This window comes from Streptomyces sp. x-80 (genome assembly GCF_046549095.1).
Taxonomy (GTDB): domain Bacteria; phylum Actinomycetota; class Actinomycetes; order Streptomycetales; family Streptomycetaceae; genus Streptomyces; species Streptomyces celluloflavus.
Window position 1 is genome coordinate 536,436 of record NZ_JAJPWM010000001.1, and the last position, 23,641, is coordinate 560,076.

Annotated in this window: 23 protein-coding genes and 2 pseudogenes; 13 read left to right on the plus strand and 12 right to left on the minus strand. The window is 72.1% G+C overall.

Going from position 1 to position 23,641, the window contains the following annotated elements:
* Window positions 1-181: 181 nt before the first annotated feature.
* Window positions 182-943 (minus strand): aminotransferase class IV family protein, encoded by a 762-nt coding sequence (locus ACLJWH_RS02110; RefSeq protein WP_411139785.1) that lies wholly within the window; start codon window positions 941-943, stop codon window positions 182-184.
* A gap of 558 nt (window positions 944-1,501) precedes the next feature.
* Window positions 1,502-2,902: a pyridoxal phosphate-dependent decarboxylase family protein gene (locus ACLJWH_RS02115; protein WP_411139786.1), complete on the minus strand. Its 1,401-nt coding sequence runs from the start codon at window positions 2,900-2,902 to the stop codon at window positions 1,502-1,504.
* An 88-nt stretch (window positions 2,903-2,990) separates the two neighbouring features.
* Here ACLJWH_RS02115 and ACLJWH_RS02120 point away from each other — a divergent pair, with 88 nt between their 5' ends.
* On the plus strand, window positions 2,991-4,346 hold the full coding sequence (locus ACLJWH_RS02120) for a PLP-dependent aminotransferase family protein (RefSeq protein ID WP_411139787.1): 1,356 nt from the start codon (window positions 2,991-2,993) through the stop codon (window positions 4,344-4,346).
* Between the two features lie 200 nt (window positions 4,347-4,546).
* A complete protein-coding gene (locus tag ACLJWH_RS02125; RefSeq protein ID WP_411139788.1) occupies window positions 4,547-5,122 on the plus strand; it encodes a GNAT family N-acetyltransferase in 576 nt (191 codons plus the stop codon).
* A 93-nt stretch (window positions 5,123-5,215) separates the two neighbouring features.
* On the opposite strand, the gene ACLJWH_RS02130 is transcribed toward ACLJWH_RS02125, so the two are convergent.
* Window positions 5,216-5,824, minus strand: coding sequence for a transcriptional regulator (locus ACLJWH_RS02130; RefSeq protein ID WP_411139789.1), 609 nt, complete (start codon window positions 5,822-5,824; stop codon window positions 5,216-5,218).
* Window positions 5,734-6,033, minus strand: a complete 300-nt coding sequence (locus ACLJWH_RS02135) for a helix-turn-helix domain-containing protein (protein ID WP_411139790.1) — start codon at window positions 6,031-6,033, stop codon at window positions 5,734-5,736. The genes ACLJWH_RS02130 and ACLJWH_RS02135 overlap by 91 nt, the downstream gene beginning before the upstream one ends.
* 168 nt (window positions 6,034-6,201) lie before the next feature.
* Here ACLJWH_RS02135 and ACLJWH_RS02140 point away from each other — a divergent pair, with 168 nt between their 5' ends.
* On the plus strand, window positions 6,202-6,636 hold the full coding sequence (locus ACLJWH_RS02140; RefSeq protein WP_411139791.1) for a hypothetical protein: 435 nt from the start codon (window positions 6,202-6,204) through the stop codon (window positions 6,634-6,636).
* Window positions 6,637-6,701: 65 nt separating this feature from the next.
* On the opposite strand, the gene ACLJWH_RS02145 is transcribed toward ACLJWH_RS02140, so the two are convergent.
* Together ACLJWH_RS02145 and ACLJWH_RS02150 are read right to left on the minus strand one after the other, a co-directional pair.
* Window positions 6,702-7,073 carry a DMT family transporter gene (locus ACLJWH_RS02145; protein WP_411139792.1) on the minus strand — a complete coding sequence of 124 codons (372 nt, stop codon included), beginning with the start codon at window positions 7,071-7,073 and terminating at the stop codon, window positions 6,702-6,704.
* A complete protein-coding gene (locus ACLJWH_RS02150; protein ID WP_411139793.1) occupies window positions 7,016-7,396 on the minus strand; it encodes an EamA family transporter in 381 nt (126 codons plus the stop codon). The genes ACLJWH_RS02145 and ACLJWH_RS02150 overlap by 58 nt, the downstream gene beginning before the upstream one ends.
* Window positions 7,397-7,530: 134 nt before the next feature.
* Here ACLJWH_RS02150 and ACLJWH_RS02155 point away from each other — a divergent pair, with 134 nt between their 5' ends.
* Together ACLJWH_RS02155 and ACLJWH_RS02160 are read left to right on the plus strand one after the other, a co-directional pair.
* Window positions 7,531-7,746: a hypothetical protein gene (locus ACLJWH_RS02155; protein ID WP_411139794.1), complete on the plus strand. Its 216-nt coding sequence runs from the start codon at window positions 7,531-7,533 to the stop codon at window positions 7,744-7,746.
* Between the two features lie 400 nt (window positions 7,747-8,146).
* Window positions 8,147-9,340: a Cmx/CmrA family chloramphenicol efflux MFS transporter gene (locus tag ACLJWH_RS02160; RefSeq protein ID WP_411139795.1), complete on the plus strand. Its 1,194-nt coding sequence runs from the start codon at window positions 8,147-8,149 to the stop codon at window positions 9,338-9,340.
* A 218-nt stretch (window positions 9,341-9,558) separates the two neighbouring features.
* On the opposite strand, the gene ACLJWH_RS02165 is transcribed toward ACLJWH_RS02160, so the two are convergent.
* Window positions 9,559-10,284, minus strand: a complete 726-nt coding sequence (locus ACLJWH_RS02165; RefSeq protein WP_411139796.1) for a hypothetical protein — start codon at window positions 10,282-10,284, stop codon at window positions 9,559-9,561.
* A gap of 620 nt (window positions 10,285-10,904) precedes the next feature.
* Between ACLJWH_RS02165 and ACLJWH_RS02170 the strand changes: the two genes are divergently transcribed.
* A complete protein-coding gene (locus ACLJWH_RS02170; RefSeq protein WP_411139797.1) occupies window positions 10,905-11,570 on the plus strand; it encodes a hypothetical protein in 666 nt (221 codons plus the stop codon).
* A gap of 59 nt (window positions 11,571-11,629) precedes the next feature.
* Here ACLJWH_RS02170 and ACLJWH_RS02175 read toward each other — a convergent pair whose 3' ends face one another.
* Entirely contained in the window at window positions 11,630-12,391 is a 762-nt protein-coding gene (locus tag ACLJWH_RS02175) for a hypothetical protein (protein WP_411139798.1), read from the minus strand.
* Between the two features lie 734 nt (window positions 12,392-13,125).
* Here ACLJWH_RS02175 and ACLJWH_RS02180 point away from each other — a divergent pair.
* The 4 genes from ACLJWH_RS02180 (at window position 13,126) to ACLJWH_RS02195 (ending at window position 17,984) form a co-directional block, all read left to right on the plus strand.
* Complete coding sequence (locus ACLJWH_RS02180) at window positions 13,126-13,875, plus strand: SDR family NAD(P)-dependent oxidoreductase (RefSeq protein ID WP_411139799.1); 750 nt, start codon at window positions 13,126-13,128, stop codon at window positions 13,873-13,875.
* Window positions 13,876-13,923: 48 nt separating this feature from the next.
* Complete coding sequence (locus tag ACLJWH_RS02185; RefSeq protein ID WP_411139800.1) at window positions 13,924-14,934, plus strand: alcohol dehydrogenase; 1,011 nt, start codon at window positions 13,924-13,926, stop codon at window positions 14,932-14,934.
* 61 nt (window positions 14,935-14,995) lie between these two features.
* A complete protein-coding gene (locus tag ACLJWH_RS02190) occupies window positions 14,996-16,480 on the plus strand; it encodes an aldehyde dehydrogenase family protein (RefSeq protein WP_411139801.1) in 1,485 nt (494 codons plus the stop codon).
* Window positions 16,481-16,976: 496 nt separating this feature from the next.
* Complete coding sequence (locus ACLJWH_RS02195; RefSeq protein ID WP_411139802.1) at window positions 16,977-17,984, plus strand: DUF1259 domain-containing protein; 1,008 nt, start codon at window positions 16,977-16,979, stop codon at window positions 17,982-17,984.
* A 16-nt stretch (window positions 17,985-18,000) separates the two neighbouring features.
* Here the strand turns inward: ACLJWH_RS02195 and ACLJWH_RS02200 are convergent.
* From ACLJWH_RS02200 to ACLJWH_RS02215, 4 genes and pseudogenes are all read right to left on the minus strand, one after another.
* Window positions 18,001-18,586: pseudogene (locus ACLJWH_RS02200) on the minus strand (IS5 family transposase); the annotation flags it as partial.
* 365 nt (window positions 18,587-18,951) lie between these two features.
* Window positions 18,952-19,233 carry a hypothetical protein gene (locus tag ACLJWH_RS02205; RefSeq protein ID WP_411139803.1) on the minus strand — a complete coding sequence of 94 codons (282 nt, stop codon included), beginning with the start codon at window positions 19,231-19,233 and terminating at the stop codon, window positions 18,952-18,954.
* 214 nt (window positions 19,234-19,447) lie between these two features.
* Entirely contained in the window at window positions 19,448-19,732 is a 285-nt protein-coding gene (locus ACLJWH_RS02210; RefSeq protein ID WP_411139804.1) for a hypothetical protein, read from the minus strand.
* Window positions 19,726-20,160 carry a hypothetical protein gene (locus tag ACLJWH_RS02215; protein ID WP_411139805.1) on the minus strand — a complete coding sequence of 145 codons (435 nt, stop codon included), beginning with the start codon at window positions 20,158-20,160 and terminating at the stop codon, window positions 19,726-19,728. The genes ACLJWH_RS02210 and ACLJWH_RS02215 overlap by 7 nt, the downstream gene beginning before the upstream one ends.
* Before the next feature lie 301 nt (window positions 20,161-20,461).
* Here ACLJWH_RS02215 and ACLJWH_RS02220 point away from each other — a divergent pair, with 301 nt between their 5' ends.
* From ACLJWH_RS02220 to ACLJWH_RS02230, 3 genes and pseudogenes are all read left to right on the plus strand, one after another.
* A complete protein-coding gene (locus tag ACLJWH_RS02220; protein WP_411139806.1) occupies window positions 20,462-20,635 on the plus strand; it encodes a hypothetical protein in 174 nt (57 codons plus the stop codon).
* 57 nt (window positions 20,636-20,692) lie between these two features.
* Window positions 20,693-21,247: a hypothetical protein gene (locus tag ACLJWH_RS02225; RefSeq protein WP_411139807.1), complete on the plus strand. Its 555-nt coding sequence runs from the start codon at window positions 20,693-20,695 to the stop codon at window positions 21,245-21,247.
* A pseudogene (locus ACLJWH_RS02230) lies at window positions 21,225-23,618 on the plus strand (Tn3 family transposase); the annotation flags it as partial. The gene ACLJWH_RS02225 and the pseudogene ACLJWH_RS02230, both read left to right, overlap by 23 nt.
* Window positions 23,619-23,641 lie beyond the last annotated feature (23 nt).

The following is a 23,641-nucleotide window of genomic DNA, read 5'->3' on the forward strand; positions in this document are numbered from 1 at the left end:
GTCAAAGCCGACTGACGGCGCCCGGTGACATTGAGCCATGACAGGTGAGCGCCCGATTCGCGGGACTCGGGGCGGGTGCCCGGCCGGTGCCCGCGGGCCCGGTGACGCGGTGCGTCCTGGACAGATCCCCCGTATGACGCATCAGGTATGACGCCTGAGAAATGAGGGAGGCGGGAGGGGGTCAGATGACATCCCACGCCACCGCGTCGTAGGCCGCCTGTACCTTCGCCATCAGCTCCGCGTCGACCGCGTACGCCACGTCATCGATCCGGCACACCGGCGCGAACCCCTGCGAGTTGGTGAGGAACGCCGCGCCGTACGAAGGGAGATCCGCGAGCGTCACGCGGCGGCGTACCGACGGCAGCCGCGGCTCCAGCAGCGCCATCGTCATGCCGAGCAGCGCAGGGGCGTCCGGCCAGACCACCGAAGCTCCGTCCCAGAACGCGATGTTGGTGATCGCGCCCTCCGTCACCACCCCCTGCGGATCCGTCAGCAGCGCCTCGTCGAAACCGGCCCGGAGCGCGGAGGTCCGATAGTGGCTCTGCCCGAACCCGCCCAGATGCTTGATGTGCGCCATCTCCCGGACGTACGGCACGGACGTCACACTCTTCGGGTGCACCGCCATCGTCTGCGGCGGCCGCACGGTGACCATGAGCGTCGCCCGCTCGTCGCCGTCGGGCCAGTGGACATGGACCCGGACCGAGGCGTCGCGGGCCTCGGCCGCCTCCAGCGCGTGCCGGATCTCCGCCCGTACGCGCTCGCCGTCGAGGTCCGCGCCGAACAGCTCCCGGGTCGCCGCGCCCAGCCGGCCGAGGTGGAGGTCCAGGCCGCGCACCCGGCGGTCCCTGACCTGCATGGCCGTGAAGTGCCCGTAGCTGGTCAGCGCGGGCACCCGCAGCGTCTCCGCCGTCGCGGGCGCACCATTGATCTCGATGTATGTCATGCACCCCACAGTAGGTGGGGAGCGGCGGGGGACCGGGGGCCTGCCCGGGGCCCGGGTACCGCCAACTCGCGGGCCGGGCCGGACCGCACACGGGGATTCCTGCGCCCGGTACCCGGTCTCCGGGCAGGTCTGCCGATACGCCGATACGCGAGCCTCTTCGCCGGGCGATCGAGGCCGCCGCACGGGAGTTGCCGGTCGCCACGGTGACCGGACGGCGCGGCCCGGCGGCTGGTGTGCGGGTACGCCGTCAACGCTTCCGTACCGGTCCTCGCCGCCGGGGACGCCTTCCTCGCCCCGCGTGTCACCCGCCGTCCCCTCGGGGGAGTTCGCCGCACGGCCCGACCCCGCTCACCGCTTCCGGCGGGGACGGGACGGCCACCCGGCGGGCAGCGGTCGACGGCCTCACCGGTAGGGAACGCGAGGTCCTGGCCCCTCGCGGTGAGGCGCCGAGGCACGGCCCGTACCGCGTCGAGGTTCTCTCGCGGCGGGCTCCGGCGCATCCGGGTACCCCCCCCCGTCAGGACATGCCCCCCCGCGTCCCTCTCGTGGCGGGGCACGTCAGCGGGATGACGGCTCCGGCAGTTCGCGGACGGCCCGCTCCAGAGCCCTGATGACCAGCTGGGTGTCCGTGTCGGTGGTACGCCAGTTGCTGAACGCGGCCCGCAGCGCGGGCACACCGGCGTACACCGTGGGTGTCAGGAAGACCTCGTCCGCCAGTTGGCCGGCGAGCGCGGCGAGCCGCTCGGCGGTGGGGGCGTCGGCCAGGGTGAAACAGACGACGTTCAGCCGGACCGGCGCCAGCAGCCGCAGCCCGTCGAGGGTCCCGACGGCCTCGCCCAGCGTGTGCGCGCAGGCCACGCAGCGCTCCACGATCTCGCGGTACCCCTCCCGTCCGTAGGCGCGCAGGGTGAACCAGGCCGCCAGCGCGCGCAGGCGCCGCGAGTTCTCCGGCGTCAGATGAACGGGGTCGGGGGCATCGCCCAGCGGGCCGAGGTAGGCGGCCGCATTCTGGAACACGCGGGCCTGGAGGTCGCGGCGGCGGGTGAACTGCACCGCGCTGTCGTACGGCACGTTCAGCCATTTGTGCAGGTCCACGCAGAGCGAGTCGGCCAGGTCGAGGCCGTCGACGAGATGGGCGTGCTCCGGGGAGAGCGCGGCGAAGGCGCCGAAAGCGGCGTCCACGTGCAGCCAGAAGCCGTAGCGGTCCCGGAGCGCCGCGATGGCCCGCAGGTCGTCGAAGTCGCCGGTGTTGACCGTACCGGCGTTGGCCACGACGACACACGGGCCGTCCACCTCGCGCAGGGCCCGTTCCAGGGCCGCGGGATCGACCGCCTCCCGGCCGGGCAGGGTGGGCACCGGCACCAGGGCGGCGCGGCCGAGGCCGAGTACCGACAGCCCCTTGACCACGCTCGAATGGGGGCTCCCCGACAGCACGCGCACCGCACCCAGGGCACCCACCCCGGCCTCGGCCGGCGAGACGCCGAGCTGTTCGCCGAGCCACTCGCGGGCGATCGCCAGCCCGACGGTGTTGGACATGGTGGCGCCGCTGACGAAAGTTCCCCGGTGGTCGGCGGAGAGACCGAAGAGGTCCCGCAGCCAGCCGATCGTCTCGTCCTCCACCTGCTGCCCCGCGGCGTCCAGCGACGACGTGGGGTTCTGGTCCACGGTCGCGGTCAGCCAGTCGCCGGCGAGCGCCGCGGGCGTCACACCACCGGTGACGAAGCCCAGGTAGCGCGGCCCCGCACCGGCCGAGAGGCCCGGCTCCCAGCGCGTGGCGAAATCCTGCAAAGCGGCCTGGAGACCGGCCCCGGAGGCGGGCAGCGGCACGGGTTCCGGCGCCCGGACGGCCTGGACGACAGGGCGTTCCGCCAGCCTGTCGAGGAAGGCGGTGGCCTGCTGCCGGGTGATGTCCAGAAGGTCCGGCAGCCGGGCGAGATCTGCTGCGAGTCGGGGGTGCACTGCGGGCTCCGTTCGTCGGTTCGCCACGACGCTAGCCCGGCGCACGACGGCCGTCCTGGTCCAATCATGGGAAACTGGACCAGTGCGGATGAGCGACGACCGGCTGGCCGGGGCCCTGGGCGAATGGCGCAGACCCGGCGTCCCGCTGAGCGAGGCACTGGCGGGCGCGGTGCGGGAAGCGGTACTCGACGGACGGCTGCGGACCGGCAGCCGCCTGCCCGCGGAACGCCGCCTGGCCACCGCCCTCGGCATCAGCCGCGGCACGGTGACCGCCGCACTGGCCCGGCTGCGCGACGGCGGATGGGTGCGCACCCACCACGGCAGCGCGAGCGCGGTCCGGCTGCCCGCCGAGGCGGCCGAGCGGATCGCACCGATCTCGGCGACGGGGGAGACCGACTCCATCGACCTGCGCCGCGCCGTCCCGGCCGCGCCGCGGACGGCCTATCTGGCGGCGACCCGGCGCGCCATGGAACGGGTGGCCCCCCTGCTGGCCCAGGACGGGGAACCAGGAGCGGGCCTGCCCGAGATCCGCGCCCTGATCGCCGAGCGGTACACCCGCGAGGGCCTGCCCACCCGGCCCGAGCAGATCCTGGTCACCTCCGGGACACGGGCCGCGCTCGCGCTGCTCTGCGCCCAGCTGCGCCCACGGGTCGCGGCCGTCGAGATCCCCACGTTCTTCGACGCGCTCAACGTGCTGCGCGGCGGCGGGGCGCGGCTGGCCGGCTGCCGGGTCACCACCGACGGCTGGGACCTGGACCAGCTCGACGACGCCCTGCGCACCGCGCACGGCGGACTCGCCTACCTGGTACCCGACTTCCAGAACCCGACCGGTGCGCTGATGACCGCGCGGACCCGCCGGACGGTCGCCGCACTGGCCGCCCGCCACGGGGTCGTTCTCGTGGTGGACGAGACCATGCGGGACCTCGACCTGCGTGACCACCCCGGCCCCGAGCCGCGTATCCGGGACGCGGTCCTGATCGGCTCGGCCAGCAAAGCGGTCTGGGGCGGCCTGCGCGTCGGCTGGATCCGCGGCCCCGCCCGGCTCATCGGCGAACTGGCCGGCAACCCGCTGTGCGCGCCGCTGTCCGCGGCACCGATGCAGCAGATGGTCGCCATCGAGCTGCTCGGCGATCCGGACCCCGTGCTGGACCGGCGCCGCGCCGAACTACGGCGGCAGCGGGACCGGCTGAGCGGGCTGCTCGCCGGGGACGACCGCTGGCACTTCGCGGTCCCGCCCGGCGGGCTCTCCCTGTGGCTGCGACTGACCGGCACCCGGGCCGACACGGTCGTCGAACGCGCCCGTACCCACCGGCTCGATCTCTCCGCCGGCCCGCGCTTCGCCGCCGACGGGACGCTCACCCACCACCTGCGCGTGCCGTACACCCCGCCGTCCGCCGCACTCGACCACATCGCGGCCGCACTCGACAAGGCGTGCCGGGACTGAGCCGGCCGGTCCCGTCCCGCCGGAGCGCGCGGCGGCCCGCCCATACCGGCGCGGCGTCGTGGAACCCGGCGTACGTCCCTGCGTCCGGCAGCCTCGTACGGGGCCCCGCGCACCGGCCCACCGCAGCCGACCGTGGTCCAGGGACGGGCGCGGCACCGGCCCGCCGCGGGAAAACACGGTGGCCGTCCGCGCCGCCGGCGGTGCGGATCGCGGCATGCCCCCGCTTCCTGGAAACCGGACGACTGGTACTGCACCCGTTCACCGAGGCCGATATGGACCAGCTGATGGACCTCGACAGCGACCCCGAGGTCATGCGCTTCCTCAACGGCGGCCGGCCGACGACTCGCGAAACGGTACGGGCCCGCGTCTTCCGCGGCTCCTCCACCACCACCCGTGCATCGGGACCCGCGGCTTCTGGGCCGCCGAGGAGAAGCCCACCGAACGGTTCCTGGGCTGGTTCGAGTTCCGGCCGCCGGCCGACGCCGGACCCGTGGTGGTGGAACCGGACTACCGGCTGGGGCAGCGGGTACGCCACCGAAGGGGCACGCGCCCTGATCCGCAAGGGCTTCACCGGCCTGGGCGTCCAACGGGTGGCCGCGAACACGACGACGGTCAACACCCGTTCGCGGCGCGTGCTGGAGAAGGCCGGTCCGACCCGCGTCCGCACCTGCTTCGGAGACCGGCCGGACGCCATCGAGGGTTCCGAGCACGGCGAGGTCGAGTACGCCCTGACCCGGGCCGACCGGGAACTGGGACAGCCGGACGACGCCGGCTGAACTGCCGATGCCCGTGCTGTGCCATGCCTGCCGGTTCGCCGGACCGGGGTCCGCCGGTCCGGCGGTACGGGGCCGGGACCGGCCCTCCGCGGTCTAGCCGGACGCCCCCGCCGGCCCGCGGAGGGCCCGGGTGGTGAACTCGTCCAGCGGATAGAACAACTCGATCGCCAGCTCCGACAGCGTCACATCGGCCGGGGCCCCGAAGGTGGCCATGGTGCTGAACATCGACAGTTCGCCCTGCGGGGTGCGGACCCTCAGCGGTACCTGCACCGGACTCGGCCGCGCCGGCGGGGCGCCCGCCTCGGCCGACTCCTCGTCCGCGCGGACCGGGTACCGGCACACCTCCTCGTACAGCGCGTGCAGTCGCTCGTCCCCGGTGGCATCGACCTGTCGCCGCAGCCGTTCGAGGAAGAGGGCCCGGACCTCGCTCAGGTTGGCCAGCCGCGGGGCCAGTCCCTGGGGGTGCAGGGTCAGCCGGAACACGTTCGGCCGTGGTTCCAGCAGCTGCGGCGGTATGCCGTCCGTCAGTACGGACAGCGCCCGGTTGGCGGCCAGTACGTTCCAGCAGCGGTCGACCACGACGGCGGGGTACGGCTCGTGTGCCGTCAGCATCACGTCGAGCGCGGCACGGACCGACGCCATGTCCGCGTCGTCGAGACCGCTCTCCCGGTACGCGGGCGCGTAGTCGGCGGCCAGCAGCAAGGTGTTGCGCGCTCCCGCAAGGGGACGTCCAGGGCGGCGGACAGGCGCAGCACCATGGTCCGGCTCGGCCGCGCACGGCCGGTCTCCACGCAGGACAGATGGCGCGCGGAGGTATCCGCCAGGAGGGCGAGTTCGAGTTGGCTGAGCCTGCGGCGGCGCCGCCACTCCCGTAGCAGGACACCCACCCGGGACGGCTGCTTCAGATCCATACCGCGGAAGGTAACTGCCCGTGGATCAAGGCGGCCATGACCTCGGAGGTCATTGAGTCCCTGCCCCTCGCGATGTCACCGTCTCTCCTGATCACGGCCGGACCACGGTCGGATCGTGGCTGGACCGGGGCCGGATCGCGCCTCGGCCCATGGACCGAGGAGACCTGTATGAGCACCCCCGCCATGACCGCCCCCCGCCCGGCGGCCGGCCGCGCGGCACCGGACCTGCTGCGCACCAGCCTGCGCGTCGACGGCTGGAGCTCCGCCGCCTTCGGCCTGGTCATGCTCGTCGGCAACGCCTGGCTCAGCGGGCCGCTCGGCCTGCCGGCCACCTGGTCCGTCCCGTTCGGGATCGCCCTGCTGGGCGGGGCCGCCGCGCTCGCGCTCATCGCCGGCTATCCGCGGATCCCGGGGCACCTCGCCGTGACCGTCGTGGTGGGCAACACGCTGTCCTGCGCGGCACTGCTCCTGCTCGCGTTCACCGACGTACTGCCGCTCACCGGCCTCGGGCGAGCCTTCCTGGTCTCCGGCGCGCTCGTGGTCGCGGTCTTCACCGAGTGCGAGTTCGTCGGCCTGCGCCGCGCCAGGAACGCCGGTGACTGACCGCACGGCGGGGCCGCGGGAGCCGTCCGGCGCGGCCCGGCAGGCGCCCGCGTCCGCTCGTCGGGTCAGGAGCGGCGGCGCGTCGGCAGGGCGCGGGGGGACGTGCCGGCCGCTGTCTCCGCGGGCTCGGGGCGTGGCCGGCGGTTGACGAGGGCGACGCCCGCGATACCGATGAGGCCGCCGAGGAGTTCCACGGGCCGCGGCCGCTCGCCGAGCCGGACACCGGCGACGGCGAGCGCGACGACGGGGATGAGATAGAGGGCGGCGGTGGCCGCGGTGACGGTGAGACGGGCGACGGCATAGCCCCAGACCACGAATCCGGCGGCGGAGGGCAGCACGCCGAGATAGACCGCGGCGAGAGTGGCGTCCGCCGGGGCGCTCAGCGCGGTGTGGACGGCGCCGGGGGCGAGGGGAGGAGGAGCGCGGTGCCGGCCCACATCGCGTAGCAGGCGACTTCGAGCCCGGTGTACCGGCGCAGCAGCGGTTTGACGGCGAAGTGGTAGCCGGCCTGGGCGACGGCGGCGGCGAGGACCGCCCACGCGGCGGCCGTGCAACGGGTGTCGCCACCGGCCACCGCGATGAGCGCGGCGCCGCCCAGAGCCACGGCCGAACCGGCGACCGCGGCGAGCGTGAGCCGTTCGCCCAGGAAAACGGTGGCGAGCAGTGCGCTGATGGCGGGCACGACGGCCACGATCAGACTGGCGGTACCCGCCGGCACGTGGATCTCGCCCCAGTTCAGCAGCAGTTGGTAGGCGCTCATACCGCTCGCGCCGACGAGGACGATACGGGGCAGGTCCCGTCCGCGGGGGCGTCGCCCTCATCCCCCGTCTCGCCCTCCCGGCCCCCACCCCCGAGCTGTGCTTCCACCCCCTGAGCACCCCCGTCCGGCGCAGCGTGCACGCCCTCCACCGCACCGGAACCGGCCGTCATCCCGACACCCGCCACGTCCTCGACCGGCTCGAATCGGCCGCGCGGACCTCACCGGCAGCCGAGCACGCCGGCTCCCGCGGCCGCCGCGGCCCCGGGCCACTCGCCCCGGCGGGTGACGCGGGCGGCGACGGCGACACGGCCGCCGGGGCGCGTGCCACGGCCCGCGCCGCCGAGGAGTGACGTCGAAAGGAACGAGTCGAACAGGGCGACGTCAAAAAGAGTGGACGCGGCGCACCCGGCCTCACTAACCTGCCGCCATGTCCAGCCCTGAGGCATCAAGACGCTAGCCACCGGTCGTTCGGTGGCCTCCTCGTGCCGTCGCGTTGACGCTCCGCCGCCCTTGCGGCCGCGAGCGGAGCCGGCCGCCACTGCCATCGAATCGCCGTAGTACGGGCTGTGTTCGTCCTGTCCGCGCGTCATCTCCCTGACGCCGGCAGGTTCTTGTGCGCGACGCTCGCGCATGCCCGGCCGGACGGTGGTCAGCGCCGACGCCGACGCGGGCACTGCCGCGGCCGACCGCTCCTTGCCGGTCCCTTCGGACCGAAGAATTTCGACCCATGACGTGGTTGCGGAGTGTGCTGTGCCATTCGCCATTTACCTCCTCGGGCTGGCGGTTTTCGCCCAGGGGACGTCCGAGTTCATGCTGTCCGGCCTCGTACCGGACATCGCGAGAGACATGCAGGTGTCCATCCCGGCCGCGGGATCACTGACCACGGCGTTCGCGACAGGGATGATCATCGGCGCGCCGCTGCTGGCCGTCCTGAGCCTGCGCTGGCCGCGACGGCGCGCGCTCCTGGTCTTCCTGACCACCTTCCTGCTGGTGCACGTCCTCGGCGCGCTCACCACCAGCTTCGGGGTGCTGCTGGCCACCCGGGTCGTCGGCGCGGTGGCCAACGCCGGGTTCCTGGCGGTGGGGCTGGCGACCGCGATCGGTATGGCCGGGCCGGACGCCAAGGGCCGTGCCACCTCGGTCCTGCTCGGCGGCACCACCCTTGCCTGCATCGTCGGCGTCCCGGCCGGTGCGCTGCTCGGCCAGCAGTGGGGATGGCGCTCGGCGTTCTGGGCGGTGGCCGTGGTGTCGGTGCCGGCCGTCCTCGCGATCCTGCGGTCGGTACCGGCCACCGCTCCCGACCCCGCCGGGACGAGCGCGCGCCGGGAACTGCGCGCCCTGCGCAGTCCGCGGCTCCTGGTGACGCTGCTCCTGGGCGCCCTGGTGAACGGCGCGACATTCTGCACCTTCACCTACCTCGCGCCACTGGTCACCCACGTCACCGGATTCGGACCCGGCTGGGTGCCCGCCGTACTGGCCCTCTTCGGTCTGGGGTCGTTCGCCGGTGTCACCGCCGCCGGCCGGCTGGCCGACGTACGGCCCGGACAACTGCTGGTAACCGGTGGGGCGTTGCTGCTCGTGGGCTGGGTGGCCTTCGCGGTGACGGCCGGGAACCCGGTGGCGACGACCGTGCTCGTCTTCGTCCAGGGCACCCTCTCGTTCGCCGTCGGGTCCACCCTGATCTCGCAGGCGCTCTACGCGGCGCCCGGAGCGCCGACGCTGGCCGGCGGGTTCGCCACGGCCGCGCTCAACGTGGGTGCCGCCATCGGCCCCTCGCTCGGCGGTATCGCCATCGGCGCGGGGCTCGGCTACCGCGCACCCCTGTGGGTCAGCGCGCTGCTGGTGGCCCTCGCCCTGGCCACCGCCGGCGTGGCCCGCGGAGTCCGGCACCGTACGGCACACCACCCCGAGGAGGCGCCCGCGACAGCACCGGCCGCTCCGTAGCCGGCACTGCGCGCCGTGCCGTGACGGGGCCGCCCGGTACTCCGGCGCGACTTCAAGATCTCCCTGGTGGATGCGCCAGTAAGCCGTTGTGGGTGGCGGCTTCGGTGCGCAGCCGCCACCGGGCAACAGCCCGGCGCAGCCGCTCTCGTCAACCGCTCGCCGACACCACCGGACCATGGTTCACGAAGCAGCAGGTGGATCACGAAGCAGCAGATGGATCACGGAGTCGTGCCGGAGTACTGGCCGTGGCTGAGGACTCCGTCCCAGGCGTGCTGCGGAGCGGTCATGGGGGTGTCCCAGGTGACGGGGGGCTGCTGTTCCCAGGAGACGTGCTGGTGGTGTGGCGCCTGCTGGTGCCAGTGCAGGTAGGTGGTCTCGTCCGCCGGTGGCGGCGGGCCCTCGACCATGCGCCGGTGCCGGCCGGTGTGGTCGGGCGCCGGGGCCGGGGTGAGGCGGCCTTCGGCGGCGAGCTGCTGTGCGCGGGCGGCCAGGAATTCGGGGTCGAGGCCGAGTTCGGCGGCGAGCGTGGTGAGGTCGGCGCCGGTGTGCCAGGCGCCGGTCAGCACCGCGTCCACCGCCGGTGAGCTCTCCGGCTCGCCGGCCTGCCCCGCGGCGTGCGGTGTCCGGCCGGACTGCGCGGGGGCCTCGTTCGCGTACGCCGCACTGTCGGGCTCCGGCGTGCCGCCCTGCGGTGCGGGCTGCCGGTCGAGGCGGGAGTGCTCCAACAGGGCCTCGGCGACCCGGTGGGCGTCGTCCTTGCCCACCGTACGGCGGGCCACCCGGACCTCGCGCTCGTTCAGCCCCAGGAGTCCGGCCACCGCTCCATCGCTGCCCACGGTCACCGCGAAAGCGGCCAGGGTGCGCGCACGGCCCGCCTGTGCCTCGTCCAGGGCGCTCTGTACGCGGCGCACCTCGTCATCGCTGCTGCAAAACGCTCGCGCCATCACCTCATGGCGCTCCCACAACTCCCTCGGCTCCATACCTGCGACAACGCCCGGACCCGGCAGATTTGCACCGCCTGCCGAAGTTGAATCACCACAAGAGGTGATATTGGGTCTAGATACTCTTCTCTCGCAGTGTGTCGTCTTTGGCGGGGCAGGTGTATGTGCAGTGCCCCCGGGGGATGCCGGACCGGGCGGCGGGTCCGGTGGCATACCGGACCGTGAGCGCGCCGACGGAAACCCCGCTGCCGGACTCCGGGCGGCGCATCGCCACCGCCCGCCGCCGTACGAGGCCCACCGGCCGGCGGAAGCGCCGCTCGCGCGATCCGGGAACGATCCGGCGTCCCCGCCTCCGGCGCCGTGTCCGCCCGCCCGCACCAGGGCCGTCTCGCGACCGAACGGGAAATCCGATCCGGGAAATCATTGAGTAATCGTTTAGTAGGTATGTGTTCGCGTGCGGGTGCCAGGACCCCATTTGGGGTACAGGCAATTCCTTTGGGTACACCGGCTCGTTCTGAAAAGCAGAGGGTTCGTTGCGTCTACTTTCGAAGGTGTGATCGCTGGTGGCCGTAAGCTGGGCGAAGGGAATCGCTATTGCTGAGCCCGCGCCGAGACTGGCTCAGTTGGCGCGTTATCTGGCGCCGCATTGGAAGGGACTGCTCTATCTGGAAAGCGAGAACGGAGTCGGGGTCGTTGCCACGGTCACCTTTTTCACGCTGATCGCCGCGGCGGTCTTCGGCGCGGGTGGCGCGGGTTTCGCGTTGCTGGCCGTGGAAGTGACGGGCTGTCACTGGATGGTCCGCTTCTGGCTGGGCTTCGACGCTGTCCTCGGCCTGTGCCTGACGGCGTCGTACTGGCTGGTGGGGCGGTACGGGCTGCGGTTCTACGATGTCGATCCGAGCACCAACCCGCTCTGGCGTCTGGTCACCATCGGAAATTCCTCCTGGCGATGTCTGCCGCGCGCGCATCGAGAGACACAGAAGCCGCGACTGCGCGCGCTCAACACGGCCGCCCGCATTCTTCTGACGGATCCCGAGGACGACCGCACCCGGGATGCGCTGGCCGCACATGCGGAGATGCTGCGAAGCCTTTCCACCACCGTCCTCGCGGACAGCACCGCCCTTGCGAACAGCCGCCCCGAATTGCCGCACGGTGCCGTTGTCGTGCGCCCCCTCCCGGTCGATCCGCACTCCGGAATGCGCAGGGGATCCGCTCTGACCGATGGGTGCGGGACGCTTTCCCTCGCGGTGCCGCTACAGCACAACAGCGCCCCTACCGAGGCCGGTTGAGGAGATCCGGCGCCGCGCTCCGACGGGGTACGGCCCCGTCGGAGGTGGGATCGCCGCCATCAGGGGGAGACACCGTGGCGGCGTATGACCGGGTCGTTCGTTCGCTCGTAGCGCTCCCCATGACGAGCGGCGGGCCGCATCGGGGGTGTGCGGGGAGCAGTCGGGGGCGGGGGGGGGGCCCCGCGCCCGCCGGTGGTGGCCCCCGGCTTGGCGGGTCCGGTACGGTCCGTTCCGGTCCGGGCGGCCGGCGGTGCTCCGTCGAAGCCCCCGTTCCCGGCGCCGAGAACGCCGGGGACGGGACGCCGTCGGGGCCGTACAGGTACACCTCGGGTGAGCAGCCGCAGCAGACGCGCGCAGGCCGCTGATGCGCTCGTGTGGCGGGTGATGACCTGATACGTACCGCGTTCGTACGCCCCGGTCTCCCACGCCCCGCCGGGGGCCTTCCGCAGGAACAGGAAGTCGGGGGAGTGGGGACCGGTTCGTGGACGCTCGCGATGCGCGCCGAATCCGTCGTTGGGCGGGCACTTCCAGCTGCCCGTGTCGGCCGGCCCCTCCCCGTACTTCTTGAGGGAGGCGTCCGGCGACAGCTTCCCGGTCCGCTGATAGCCCTTCAGCAGCGGGCCGACCGGCATCTGTTGTTTGTCCGGCAGCCACTCCGGCCCGAGCCGTGCGTCGTCGTGGAACTTCCCGGTACAGGGCGCGTGCGGGGACGGTGCGGCCGCCGGCCGCTCCTCGTGTTGCGGAGCGGCGCCGGCGGCCGGGGCCGCCGCCAACCCGGCGGCGAGGCCGAGGGCGGCGAGTACGGTGCGAATTCGGTTCACGCGGGAATTCCCGTACGCGCCGATGATCACGGACAGCTGGCGCAGGGTAACCACCCCGTCGCGGAGACAGCCGATGCCGCGTCTGATTCAGGACACCGGTCCCGCGGGCCGGCTCCGCGGAGGGAGCACGCGGGGCCGTCATCCGGAGTGAGCGCTCATCGGGTGCGCCTGTCGGGTGCGCCGGTTCTCCCGCGGCCGGCGTTGTCGGGGAGAGGGGGCGGCGCGTGGTCGGCGCAACTCATGTTCCGGCGAGCCCGGCTGTCGGCCGCGAGGGACGCGTCGCGGGCGCCAGGACCGGCCGCGGCCCCAGGTCCGTCCCTGCACTCCGCGTCCGCGTCGGCGCACCCGAGTACACAGGAGCTTGTCCTTGTCCTTGGCCTGCCCTCTTGGCTGCCCCTCCCTGCCACCGCCGCAGACCGGTGCTCCGCCCGGCTCCGGGGGTGGGCCGTGGCGCATCACCGGAGCCACCCCACAGCCTGCGCGACGAGGTGTTCCGCGACCGGTCCCCATGAACCTCCGGCAGGCGGCGTGGCTGTGGTGTGACGATTGCGCGGAGTGACCCAGCACAGGCCCCCGGGCGGGTCCGGCGCCGGCCGGTCAGGGGTGCGCCGTCGGTGCCGCGCGAGTGGTCGGGTGCGCGGATGCGTCCTGGTGGGATCTGTGGGTTGAATGGAATGACGGGAGATTCGTCACGCGCCCCGGTCCGGTGCCGGGACCATGATGGGGAGGCCGCCATGTCGTTGCAGAACAAGGCCGCTCTGGTGACCGGCTCCTCCAAGGGTCTGGGCAAGGCCGTAGCGCTACGGTTCGCATCGCGCGGGGCGGACGTCGCCATCAACTACTCCCGGGACAAGACGGCAGCCGACGAGACCCTGGCCCAGGCCACGGACTGCGGGGTACGGTCCATCGGCGTCCAGGCGGATGTGTCGGACGTCGCCGGGATCGAGGAGCTCTTCCAAGCCACCCTCGAAGCCTTCGGCAAGATAGACATCGTGGTGGCCAACGCGGGCATCGAGAAAGTCAACATCCCGGTCGTCGACATCACCGAGGACGATTACGACTTGCTGTTCCGGGTCAACACCAAAGGGCCGTTCTTCGTGCTACAGGCCGCCGCGCGGCACATCGCCGACGGTGGCCGGATCATCAACATGGCCTCCAGCTCCACCGCGCGACCGCAGCAGGGCCTCGGCCTGTACGGGACCAGCAAGACCGCGCCGAAATACCTGGTGAGAGTCCTCGCCCAGGAGCTCGGACACCGCAAGGTCACGGTGAACTCGCTGCTCCCCGGCCCCATCGACGGCTCCGGGATCTTCACCGGCGTCAGCGATGACGACCCCTACAAGAAGGCGCTGCTGGACACCGTGCCGATCGGCCGCCTCGCCACCGCGGAGGATGTCGCGGATGTCGCGGAGTTCCTGGCCGACGATCAGTCGTTCTTCATCACGGGCGAGGAGATCCTGATGAACGGCGGCTCCAGCAACTGACGCCACGCCCTGACGAGCCACCCGAGTTCGGACGCGAGGAGACGGGTCATGAGTGGAGCGACGATGCGGGCGGTACAGGTGGTCGAGGCCGGCCGGCCCTTCGTGGTCACCGAACTCCCCGTCCCCGAACCGGGACCGGGGCAGGTCCGGGTGCGGGTACGCGCCTGCGGGGTGTGCGGCGGCGAGAACCTCGCCCGCCTCGGCCTGCTCGGCGTACAGCTGCCGCGGGTGCCCGGCCATGAGATCGCCGGGGAGGTCGACGCCGTCGGCCCCGGCGTGACCGCCTGGCAGCCGGGCGACCGGGTCGGTATCGGCTGGCACGGCGGCAGCTGCTTTGTCTGCGACCACTGCCGTCAGGGCGACTTCACCAACTGTGTGGACGGCAAGATCGTCGGAGTCTCCTACGACGGCGGCTATGCCGAGTACGCGGTGGCACCGCAGGACACGCTCGCGCGGATCCCCGACGCGGTCCCGTTCGAAGAGGCGGGACCGCTGATGTGCGCGGGCATCACCACCTTCAACGCGCTGCGCAACTCCGGCGCCCGGCCCGGCGAGACCGTCGCCGTCCACGGCATCGGCGGCCTCGGCCACCTGGCCGTGCAGTTCGCCGCAAAGATGGGCTTCCGCACGGTGGCCATCAACCGCGGCCGCGGCAAGGAGGATGTCTCCCGGCAACTGGGCGCGGACGAGTACATCGACAGCGACGAGGGCAGCGCCGGCGAGGCACTGACCAAGCTCGGCGGTGCGAGCGCGGTCGTCTCCACCGTCGGTCACAGTCCCTCCCAGGCCGATCTCGTCCAGGGGCTGAAGCCCAACGGGCGCCTCGTAGTGATCGCCACCGGACAGCAGCCGCTCGAAATATCGCCCGAACTGCTCGTCTTCGGCCGCCGCACGGTCACCGGCTGGTACAGCGGCCACGCCAAGGACAGCGAGGAGGCCATGGCCTTCGCCGCACTCAAGGGCGTCCGGCCGCTGGTGGAGACCCATCCGCTCGCCGACGCCGAGAACACCTTCCAGAACATGGGCAAGGCCCGGTACCGCGCCGTCCTCGTTCCATGAACAGGGCGGGTCACCATCCCGCCGTACACCGGCCACCGCACAGCCACAAGACGGGAACTTCATGAATCCGACCGCGCTCCACTGGATCAACGGCGAATGGGTGGACTCGCAGGAGCACGCCGACAGCGTGAACCCGGCCACCGGAGAGACGATCGGCCGGTACGCCAACGGGGGCGAGAGCGAGGCGGCGGCCGCGATCTCGGCGGCCGGCGCGGCCTTCGAGGAGACCTCGTGGCGGGACGACCGTCTGCTGCGCGCCCGGGTGCTGAACGAGATGGCCCATGTCTTCGCGGCCCACACCGAGGAACTCGTCGAGGCACTGGCCCTGGAGAACGGCAAGCTCAAGCCGCATGCGCGGTTCGAGGTGGAGATGGTGCCGCCCAAACTGCGCTTCTACGCCGCACTGGCCCGCACCGACCACGGCCGCGCCATGGAGGTGCGGCCCGGGACCTTCTCCATGGTGCTGCGCCAGGCGCGCGGTGTCGCCGGAATCATCGTGCCCTGGAACTCGCCGGTGGTCCTGCTGATCCGTTCACTCGCCCCGGCTCTGGCCGCCGGCACCACCACCGTCGTCAAGATGCCCGGCCAGACCGCCCAGACCAACTCCCTGATCTACCGGCTCTTCTCCCAGGTCACGGCCCTGCCACGTGGCGTGATCAACGCCTTCACCGAGCTCCACGGAAACGGCGCCCGCCACCTGGTCGCCTCGGCCGACGTACCGTGCATCAGCTACACCGGCAGCACCAAGGTCGGCCGCGCCATCTCGGCCACCGGCGCCCAGCACCTGAAGCGCTTCGGTCTCGAACTGGGCGGCAAGACACCGATGATCGTCTTCGACGACGCCGATCTCGATGCCGTGGTGCCCGCGCTGGTGACCGCCCTCACCGTCTTCAACGGGCAGTTCTGCATGACCGGCAGCCGCCTGCTGGTCCACGAACCGATCGCCGACGCCCTGCGGCAACGGCTGGTACCGCGCCTGGAACAGCTGCGCGTGGGACCGGCCAGCGACCCGGACAGCGAACTCGGCCCGGTCATCGACAAGTCCAGCGCCGAGCGGATCGACACCGTGGTGAAAACGGCGATCACCGCCGGAGCCAAACCGCTGGTACGCGGCGGACCGATTCTCGACGGCCCGCTCGCCAAGGGCGCGTTCTACCGGGCGAGCCTGCTCGAAGTGGACGACAACTCCCTGGACATCGTCCAGGAGGAGACGTTCGGCCCCGTGCTCACGCTCCAGACCTTCGGCAGCGAGGCCGAGGCGGTGCGCCTGGCCAACGACAACCAGTACGGACTCGCCGCCAGTATCTGGTCCCGCGATATCGACCGTCCCCTGCGGGTGGCCCGCGCACTGGACGCCGGCACGATCTGGATCAACGACTGGGCCAAGGTCTACGACGAGTTCGAGGAAGGCGGCTTCAAACAGTCCGGCCTGGGCCGGATGAACGGTCTGGCGGTGATGGAGGACTTCCTCGAACACAAACACATCACCCTGACCGCGGGGACGATCCCCACCGGGCCCGCCGCACGGGACCCGCGTGGCCGGTGACGGTTCGTGGGGGATGACACCGCCTCACTACCGGGCTGCATGACCACTGGGCTTCATGACCACCGGGCTGCATGGACGCCCCATCTGGTGCACACGCCCCCCCGGGTGGGCTCGTCCGAATCTTGCGCGCGGGCCGCGTGGGGACGAACGGGGACGCGCGGGGGGCGCGGGGAGGCGTGGACAGGGGGCTCGGTGGGCGAGCCTCGTACCTGGTATCTCGTACCTCATCCCGCACCCCCTCACCCCCCCTCACCTCCTTCATCCCTCGTACCTGGTTACATCGCCGAGGCGCTGTCCGAAGGTGAACAGAAGTTGGCAGTCATGCTCTCGGAACGGGCAATACGGTGGCGTTCACGCGACTGATTCGTACAGAAAACGCCGCGTAGCGGGGTCCGCCGTGGACTCCGGCAGACACGTGGTTCATGTGATGGCCTGTAGAGCGCCTCCCTGACGAAACGGTACCGCCGTGGTTGCATCGCGGCGGAGGTGATCTTGCATGACCGGATACAGACAACGGGACAAGGGAATGCGGGCGAGCACATCACGGCGTGCGGTGCTGACCACCGCCGCCTTGGTGCCGGTACTGGCCGGTGCGGGGGCGGCGGACGCGCGCGCCGCGGGCACCCACGCCGGGCGTCGCCAGGAGCTGATCGAGTCCGTGCCCACCACCGAGGACGACTGGCGGGGTGTCACCGAGGTGATGGGGGTCCGGGGCAGACTGGCCGGAGGCACGGTCTACCGGGTGGACCTGCCCCGCCGCGACCTGCGGGTGGTGTGCCAAGGGATCCCGCTCAACGACACCATGGGGGTCGGCTCGTTCTTCTCCTTCGTCCAGTATGCCGACGGCTGTACGACGGTGATGGGCGACATGGGGGTCCTGGAGCGGGAGCTCCAGCATGTGATCGACGCCCTGAACGCGCACGGAATCGGGCAGGCCGCGGTACACAAGCACCTGCTCGCCACCGAGCCCGCGGTCTGGTTCCTGCACGTCCACGGGGTCAGCGACGACCCGAGGACGCTGGCCCGGGGGCTGCGCGCGGCGCTGGCCAGGACCGGTACACCGACGGGGACGTGGCGCCCCGAGGCGGTCGACATCGACCTGGACACCGACGGCATCGACGCGGCGCTCTGCGCCGAGGGTGCTGCGGAGGGGGACATCTACAAGATCGTCTTCGCCCGTCGCGAGACCATTACGGACCACGGCCGGGTGCTGCCTCCGATGACGGGGGCCACCACCGCGCTCTCCTTCCAGCCGGTCGGCGGGGGACAAGCGGCGATCAACGGCGACTTCGTGATGACCGCCGACGAGGTCCAGCACGTGGTGAAGGCGCTCCGCTGCGGCGGGATCGACATCGTCTCGCTCCACAACCACATGCTGATGGACGAGCCCAGGCTGTTCTACCTCCACTTCTGGGCCGTCGACGACGCGGTGAAACTGGCCAGGACACTGCGGAACGCGGTGGACGCCACCAACATGACACCGGCGTCGGGGGTGGCGGGCTAGGAGTTGTCTTCAAATGTCACGCCCACATCAGGAGCGAGGCGAGGGTGGCGGCTGCCTGGTAGGACTCGGTGGTCTTGTCGTAGCGGGTCGCGATGCCGCGCCACTGCTTGAGGCGGTTGAAGCACCGTTCCACGACGTTGCGCTGCTTGTAGAGCACCTTGTCGAAGGCTGGCGGACGTCCGCCTCGGCTGCCACGCCGGAGTCGGTTGCGGATCTGGTCGGCTCTCTCGGGGATGGTGTGGGCTGATGGCGTGCCGTCTCAGCCAGGTTCGTATCGCGCGAGAGCTGTAGCCCTTGTCGCCCGGCACGTGGGTGGGCCGCGTCCGGGGACGGCCCGGGCCCGTGCGAGGTACCCGGATCGCCTCCATCACGGTGGTGAACTGGGTGCAGTCGTTGGTGTTGCCGCCCGTGAGCACGAAGGCGAGCGGGCGCCCGAAGGCGTCGCAGGCCAGGTGGATCTTGCTGGTCAGACCGCCCCGGGAGCGTCCGAGCGCGGGGCTGCGGAGCCCCCTTTTTCGAGCTCCGGCGGCATGCTGGTGGGCGCGTACGACGGTGGAATCGACCGACACCAGCCAGTCGATTTCCCCGGCCGCGTCCGCCCGGGCAAGCCGCTCTGCTGGCCCAGGGGACAGCCGGGCAGCGCCTCGCCGATGCTGTGCCGTCCCTCGCCACCGCGGACCGGCGGCTGCGCGGGGTGCTGGCGCAGTACACGACCGGCCGCGGCACTGCGGCCGAGATCCGCTCGGGCACTCCTCGCGACCGCCTTCACCGGCCGGCGAAATCTGCTCTCCGGCGGTCGCGACCCAGGCGTGGAAGCTCGCGGGCATGGCCCGGGCGCCCAGGACGAGGTGGCACCCCCGGCTTCACCCGAACGAGTGCAAAATCCCGAGCGTCGTTGACGTTCGAGCGGCGTGAACAGCAACGCCACGCTGCGAGTCACCGAATGCGGTTGAGCAGGCACCTATCGCTACCCGCCAATGGGGCGGGTGACTCCCTCGACCACGGTGGCGCCCAGCACCACATCCTCCCCGCCCGCGGCCACGCCGGCCCCCGCCATGGCCGTGCTGCGCCAGAGGGACAGGGGGTCGAGGTCGGCCAGGTCGGTGTCGTCCCAGCTGACGTATCCGGCCGTGGGGAGGTAGAGCCCGGTGAGCGGCTTGGCCTCGTCCGCTGCTGCCCGAGTCGCTGCGTGGACGGAAGCGGTACCGTCGCGATGGAGCGTTCCTTGCAGTCGATCTGCCCGCGCCACCAACGGGGTTGGCAGGCGACCACGGCCTCGTACATGCGCCGGGCGTGCTGCGGGTCCGCCTCGGGGAGCCAGCGCGTCGCACGGGCCAGGGCGATCCGGGCGCGCATCCGCCTGCCCTGCGGCAGGAACTTGACCGCGAGAGCCAGGGTCATTGCGACGCTCGCCGGAACCCTACGCCGCCAGGACGGACGGGCCGGGGCGTGGATCATCTGCGTCATCGCCGCCTGCCCCATTGGAAGCGACGCCGGCGTGCGGGCTCGGCCAGCAGCCCCATGGCACGCAGCTGCTCGACATAGGCGTTGATGGCGGCCCCGGTCGCGGCCACATCGCCGTTCACGGGTACCGCACTCTCCCCCTCGACGCTGCCGTACAGGGCGATCGCGTCCCAGATGCGCGCGCCGAGGCCGGAGAACATCCGCCACTCGCCCGAGCGCAGGTTCAGCAGCGCCGTTCCACCGGGGCACCGGGCCCACCGCACATGCACCGCAGGTGTCAGCATGCCGGCTCCAGACGCGTGCCGTACGCGGCGAGCCACTGGCACGACATCACCAGGCGTTGCAGGTCGTAGAGGGCGCCCGCCTGCCCCCCGGACACGCCGGCCAGGGCCGCGACGGCAGGCTTCGGGTCCAGGAGGCCGCCCGTCACCAGCGGGCTGGTGCGGATCAGCTCGACGAGGGCCTGCCGGTTGTGGATCGTCCCGGCGGTCAGCCGGCGGGTGAAACTCCCCTTGGAGCGGCGGCCCGTCAACCAACTCGGCAGGGACGGCAGGGCCGCGCCGAGCGGCGGCTTGAAGCTCGTGACGCCGTGCCGCTCCACCGGAGAGATCGCGAACGCGGCGCGCACGACCTCGTTGTCCAGGAAGGGATGGACCTGCGGCACGCCCCAGTACGCCGCCAGCGGGGCGGTGTCCCGGGCGTCCGCGCCCACCAGCCGCAGCGGGACACGCTGCTCCGCCAGGTCGGCGCCTCTGGTATTCGGGTGATCGACGTGAGCGAGACTGACCCGTCCGCGGCTCGGTGCGCGGGGTACGCCTGGCGGACGGCGGTGTCCTGGCGGCCGACGCGGTGGTGCTCGCGGCGGGGAGCGTCAGCGGGGATCTGGCTGCCGGGGTGCTGCCGGCCGGTGCGGTGCCTCCCCTGTTCCACGGGGCGGGGTCCGCGCTGCTGACCCGGCGTCCGCAGCCGGACGGCGCCACTCAGGTGATCCGCACCCCCAACCGCGCCGCCAGTTGCGGCGTGCACCTGGTTCCCCTGCCGGTCACCGGCGAGCACTACCTCGGGCGACCAACTTCATCACCAGCCGGCTCCCCGCCGGGCCCGCCGTGGGCTCCGCCGAGACGCTGATCCACGCGTTGCGCGAGGAGATCGACGGCACGCTGGCCGCCAGCCAGCTCACCGGGTGACTGTGGGGCAGACGCCCGATCTCCCTGGACTGCTTCCCGCTGATCGGCCCCTGCTCGGTGGCGGGACTGCTGTTCGCGACCGGGACCTACCGCGACGGCTTCCACTGCTCCCCCGTCATCGCCCGCCACCTCGCCGACCACGTCCTGACCCCGGGCCCGCCGGACCGGCGGCTCGCCTGGTTCACACCGGAGCGGGCGCCGGTCGAGACCATGACGGTGGCGCAGTCGATCACCGAAACCGCGGCCCACGCCGCCGAAACCGCGCACGAACACGGGCTGGTCCTCCCGGTCTTCCTCGACGACGCACCTGTCACCGCCTACGTCGAGCAACAGGCCGGCCGGCTGTACGAACAGCTGGCGCATCCGGTGGCCCCGCCGCCCGAGATCCTCTTCCTCGCCTTCGTCCTCGCCGCCCGCGACACCGGGCACCCGCACCCCGCCCGGCAACTGGCCGACTACGGCCTGGGGAACATCGGTACAGCGGTTGGCGCTGAGATTGATCATGGTCGGTCAGCACACCGGCTGGAGGCTCCGCTGGGGTTCACGGAAAGATCGCCGGGCGGGTGCCGGGGCTGGCTACGGTCCGCTCGTGCCGGTGGAGTTTCTGACTGATGAGCAGGCCGAGGCGTACGGGAAGTTCGCCGAGGAGCCGACCCGCCCCGAGCTGGAGCGGTTCTTCTTCCTGGACGACGTCGACCGCGATCTGATCGCCCGACGGCGCTCCACGTACCACCAGCTCGGCTTCGCGCTCCAGATGTGCACGGTGCGCTACATCGGCCGGTTTCTCCCGGACGACCCGCTGGAGGCGCCGTCGCCGGTGGTCGAGCACCTGGCCGCGCAGCTCGGCATCGAGGACCCGTCGGTGGTGAAGCGGTACACCGAGCGGCCGAAGACTGCGTACGAGCACGCGTGGGAGATCCGGGACGCCTACGAGTACCACGAGTACGACGCCCCGGAGTGGTCCCGGCGGTTCCGCACCTTCCTGCACGGCCGGGCGTGGACGCACGCCGAGGGCCCGAAGGCGCTGTTCGACCACGCGGTGGGGTGGCTGCGCCGTAATCGGGTGCTGCTGCCCGGGGTGTCGGTGCTGGCCCGGCAGGTGTCGGAGGTGCGGAAGGTCGCGGACAAGCGGCTGCACGCCACCGTCGCGGGCGCTGCCCGCCGCGCGGACCCGGCGCTGCCCGGCGACCTGGTGGCGATGCTGAAGACGCCGGAGGGCTCGCGGTTCTCGGAGCTGGAGCGGCTGCGCCGGCCGCCGACGCGGACGACGGGTACGGCGTTCGCCCGTGCGCTGGAGCGGGTGGACGAGATCGGCACGTACCGGCTCGGGCGGTTGAAGCTGTCGTAGATCCCGCCGAACCGGATGGCGGCGCTGGCCCGGTACGCGCTGGGGTCGAAGGCGCCGCTGCTGGAGCGGGCAGCGGAGCCCAAGCGCACGGCGATGCTCACTGCGGTGATGCGGCACCTGGAGGCGAAAGCGATCGACGAGGCCCTGGACCTGTTCCAGGTCCTGATGGCCACCCGGCTGCTGAACACGGCGAAGCGGAAGACGGAGAAGGAGCGGCTGTCCACGCTGCCCCAGCTGGAGAAGGCGTCACGGGTGCTCGCGCGGGCGGCGAAGGTGCTGTTCGAGGAACTGGAGCTGGTCGAGGAGCAGGAGGCGGACCTGGACATGGCCGCGCTGTGGGCGGCGGTGGAAGAGGTTGCGCCGCGCGCCGCCGTGATGACCGCGGCGGCCACGGTGGTCTCGCTGGTGCCCGAGGACGAGAACTCGGCCGAGGTCGCCATGCGGGCCGCGCTCGCGAACCGGTACGCCACGGTGCGGCCGTTCCTGTCACTACTGGGCGAGTCGAAGGCACTGGACGCGGCGAGCGCGGGCAAGCGGGTCCTGGCCGGTGTGCGCGGCCTGCCGGCGCTGGCCCGGCGGAAAGTGGGGGTCAAGCCGCTGCTGCTGCGCGAGGTGGACGACAAGCTCGTGCCGCCCGCGTGGCGCAAGGCGGTCTACGCCAACCCCGATTTGCCGCAGGGCGCGGTGGACCGGGACGCGTACGTGGTGCGCGTACTGGAGCAGCTGCACCGGGCCCTGAACAACCGCGACGTCTTCGCCGCTCCGTCGCACCGCTGGTCCAACCCGCGGGCTCGCCTGCTGGACGGGCCCGACTGGGATGCGGTCGAGGAGGACGTGCTGGCCGGGCTGAGCCTGGACATGCCCGTCACCGAACACCTGGCGGAGCTGGTGCGGGGCCTGGACGCCGGATGGAAGCAGCTCGCCGAACGCCTGGAAGAGGCCGGGCCGGCGGCGAAGGTGTCGGTCGAGGTGCAGGACGACGGGCGAGTGAAGCTGAACGTCGACAAGCTCGGCGCGCTCGGCGAACCGAAGTCCCTGACCTGGCTGCGCAAGCGGGTCGAGAGGATGCTCCCGAAGATCGACCTGCCGGACTTGCTGTTCGAGGTGAACGCCTGGACCGGGTTCCTCGACGCGTTCGTGCACCTCGGGGACGGCACGACCCGGATGAAGGACCTGCCCACGTCGGTGGTCGCGCTGCTGGTGTCGGAGGCGTGCGACATCGGCCTGGCCCCGGTGGTGAACCCCGGCTACGAGGCATTGACCCGGGCCCGGCTCGTGCACGTCGACCAGTACTACCTGCGCGCCGACACCATCGCCGCGGCGAACGCGCGGCTGATCGCCGCCCAGGCCGAGGTGCCCATCGTGAAGTTCTGGGGTGACGGGCTGCTCGCCTCAGTGGACGGGCTGCGGTTCGTCGTCCCCGTCCGGACCGTGAGCGCGGCGCCGTCGCCGAAGTACTTCGGGTTCAAGCGTGGCATCACCTGGCTGAACGCCGTCAACGACCAGGTCGCGGGCATCGGGCAGATGGTCGTGCCCGGCACCTCGCGCGGCTCCCTGCACATCCTGGACGCGCTGCTGAACCTCGACGGCGGCGTGAAGCCGGAGATGGTGGCGACCGACAACGCCTCGTACTCCCGTACCCTTCAAGCAGGCTCGAT

Bases quoted from the DNA above. Each gene is read 5' to 3' on its own strand.
- ACLJWH_RS02110 (WP_411139785.1), bottom strand. From the start codon at position 943: ATGACATACATCGAGATCAATGGTGCGCCCGCGACGGCGGAGACGCTG.
- ACLJWH_RS02120 (WP_411139787.1), top strand. From the start codon at position 2,991: ATGAGCGACGACCGGCTGGCCGGGGCCCTGGGCGAATGGCGCAGACCC.
- ACLJWH_RS02135 (WP_411139790.1), bottom strand. From the start codon at position 6,033: ATGGATCTGAAGCAGCCGTCCCGGGTGGGTGTCCTGCTACGGGAGTGG.
- ACLJWH_RS02140 (WP_411139791.1), top strand. From the start codon at position 6,202: ATGAGCACCCCCGCCATGACCGCCCCCCGCCCGGCGGCCGGCCGCGCG.
- ACLJWH_RS02150 (WP_411139793.1), bottom strand. From the start codon at position 7,396: ATGAGCGCCTACCAACTGCTGCTGAACTGGGGCGAGATCCACGTGCCG.
- ACLJWH_RS02165 (WP_411139796.1), bottom strand. From the start codon at position 10,284: ATGGCGCGAGCGTTTTGCAGCAGCGATGACGAGGTGCGCCGCGTACAG.
- ACLJWH_RS02180 (WP_411139799.1), top strand. From the start codon at position 13,126: ATGTCGTTGCAGAACAAGGCCGCTCTGGTGACCGGCTCCTCCAAGGGT.
- ACLJWH_RS02185 (WP_411139800.1), top strand. From the start codon at position 13,924: ATGAGTGGAGCGACGATGCGGGCGGTACAGGTGGTCGAGGCCGGCCGG.
- ACLJWH_RS02190 (WP_411139801.1), top strand. From the start codon at position 14,996: ATGAATCCGACCGCGCTCCACTGGATCAACGGCGAATGGGTGGACTCG.
- ACLJWH_RS02195 (WP_411139802.1), top strand. From the start codon at position 16,977: ATGACCGGATACAGACAACGGGACAAGGGAATGCGGGCGAGCACATCA.
- ACLJWH_RS02210 (WP_411139804.1), bottom strand. From the start codon at position 19,732: ATGCTGACACCTGCGGTGCATGTGCGGTGGGCCCGGTGCCCCGGTGGA.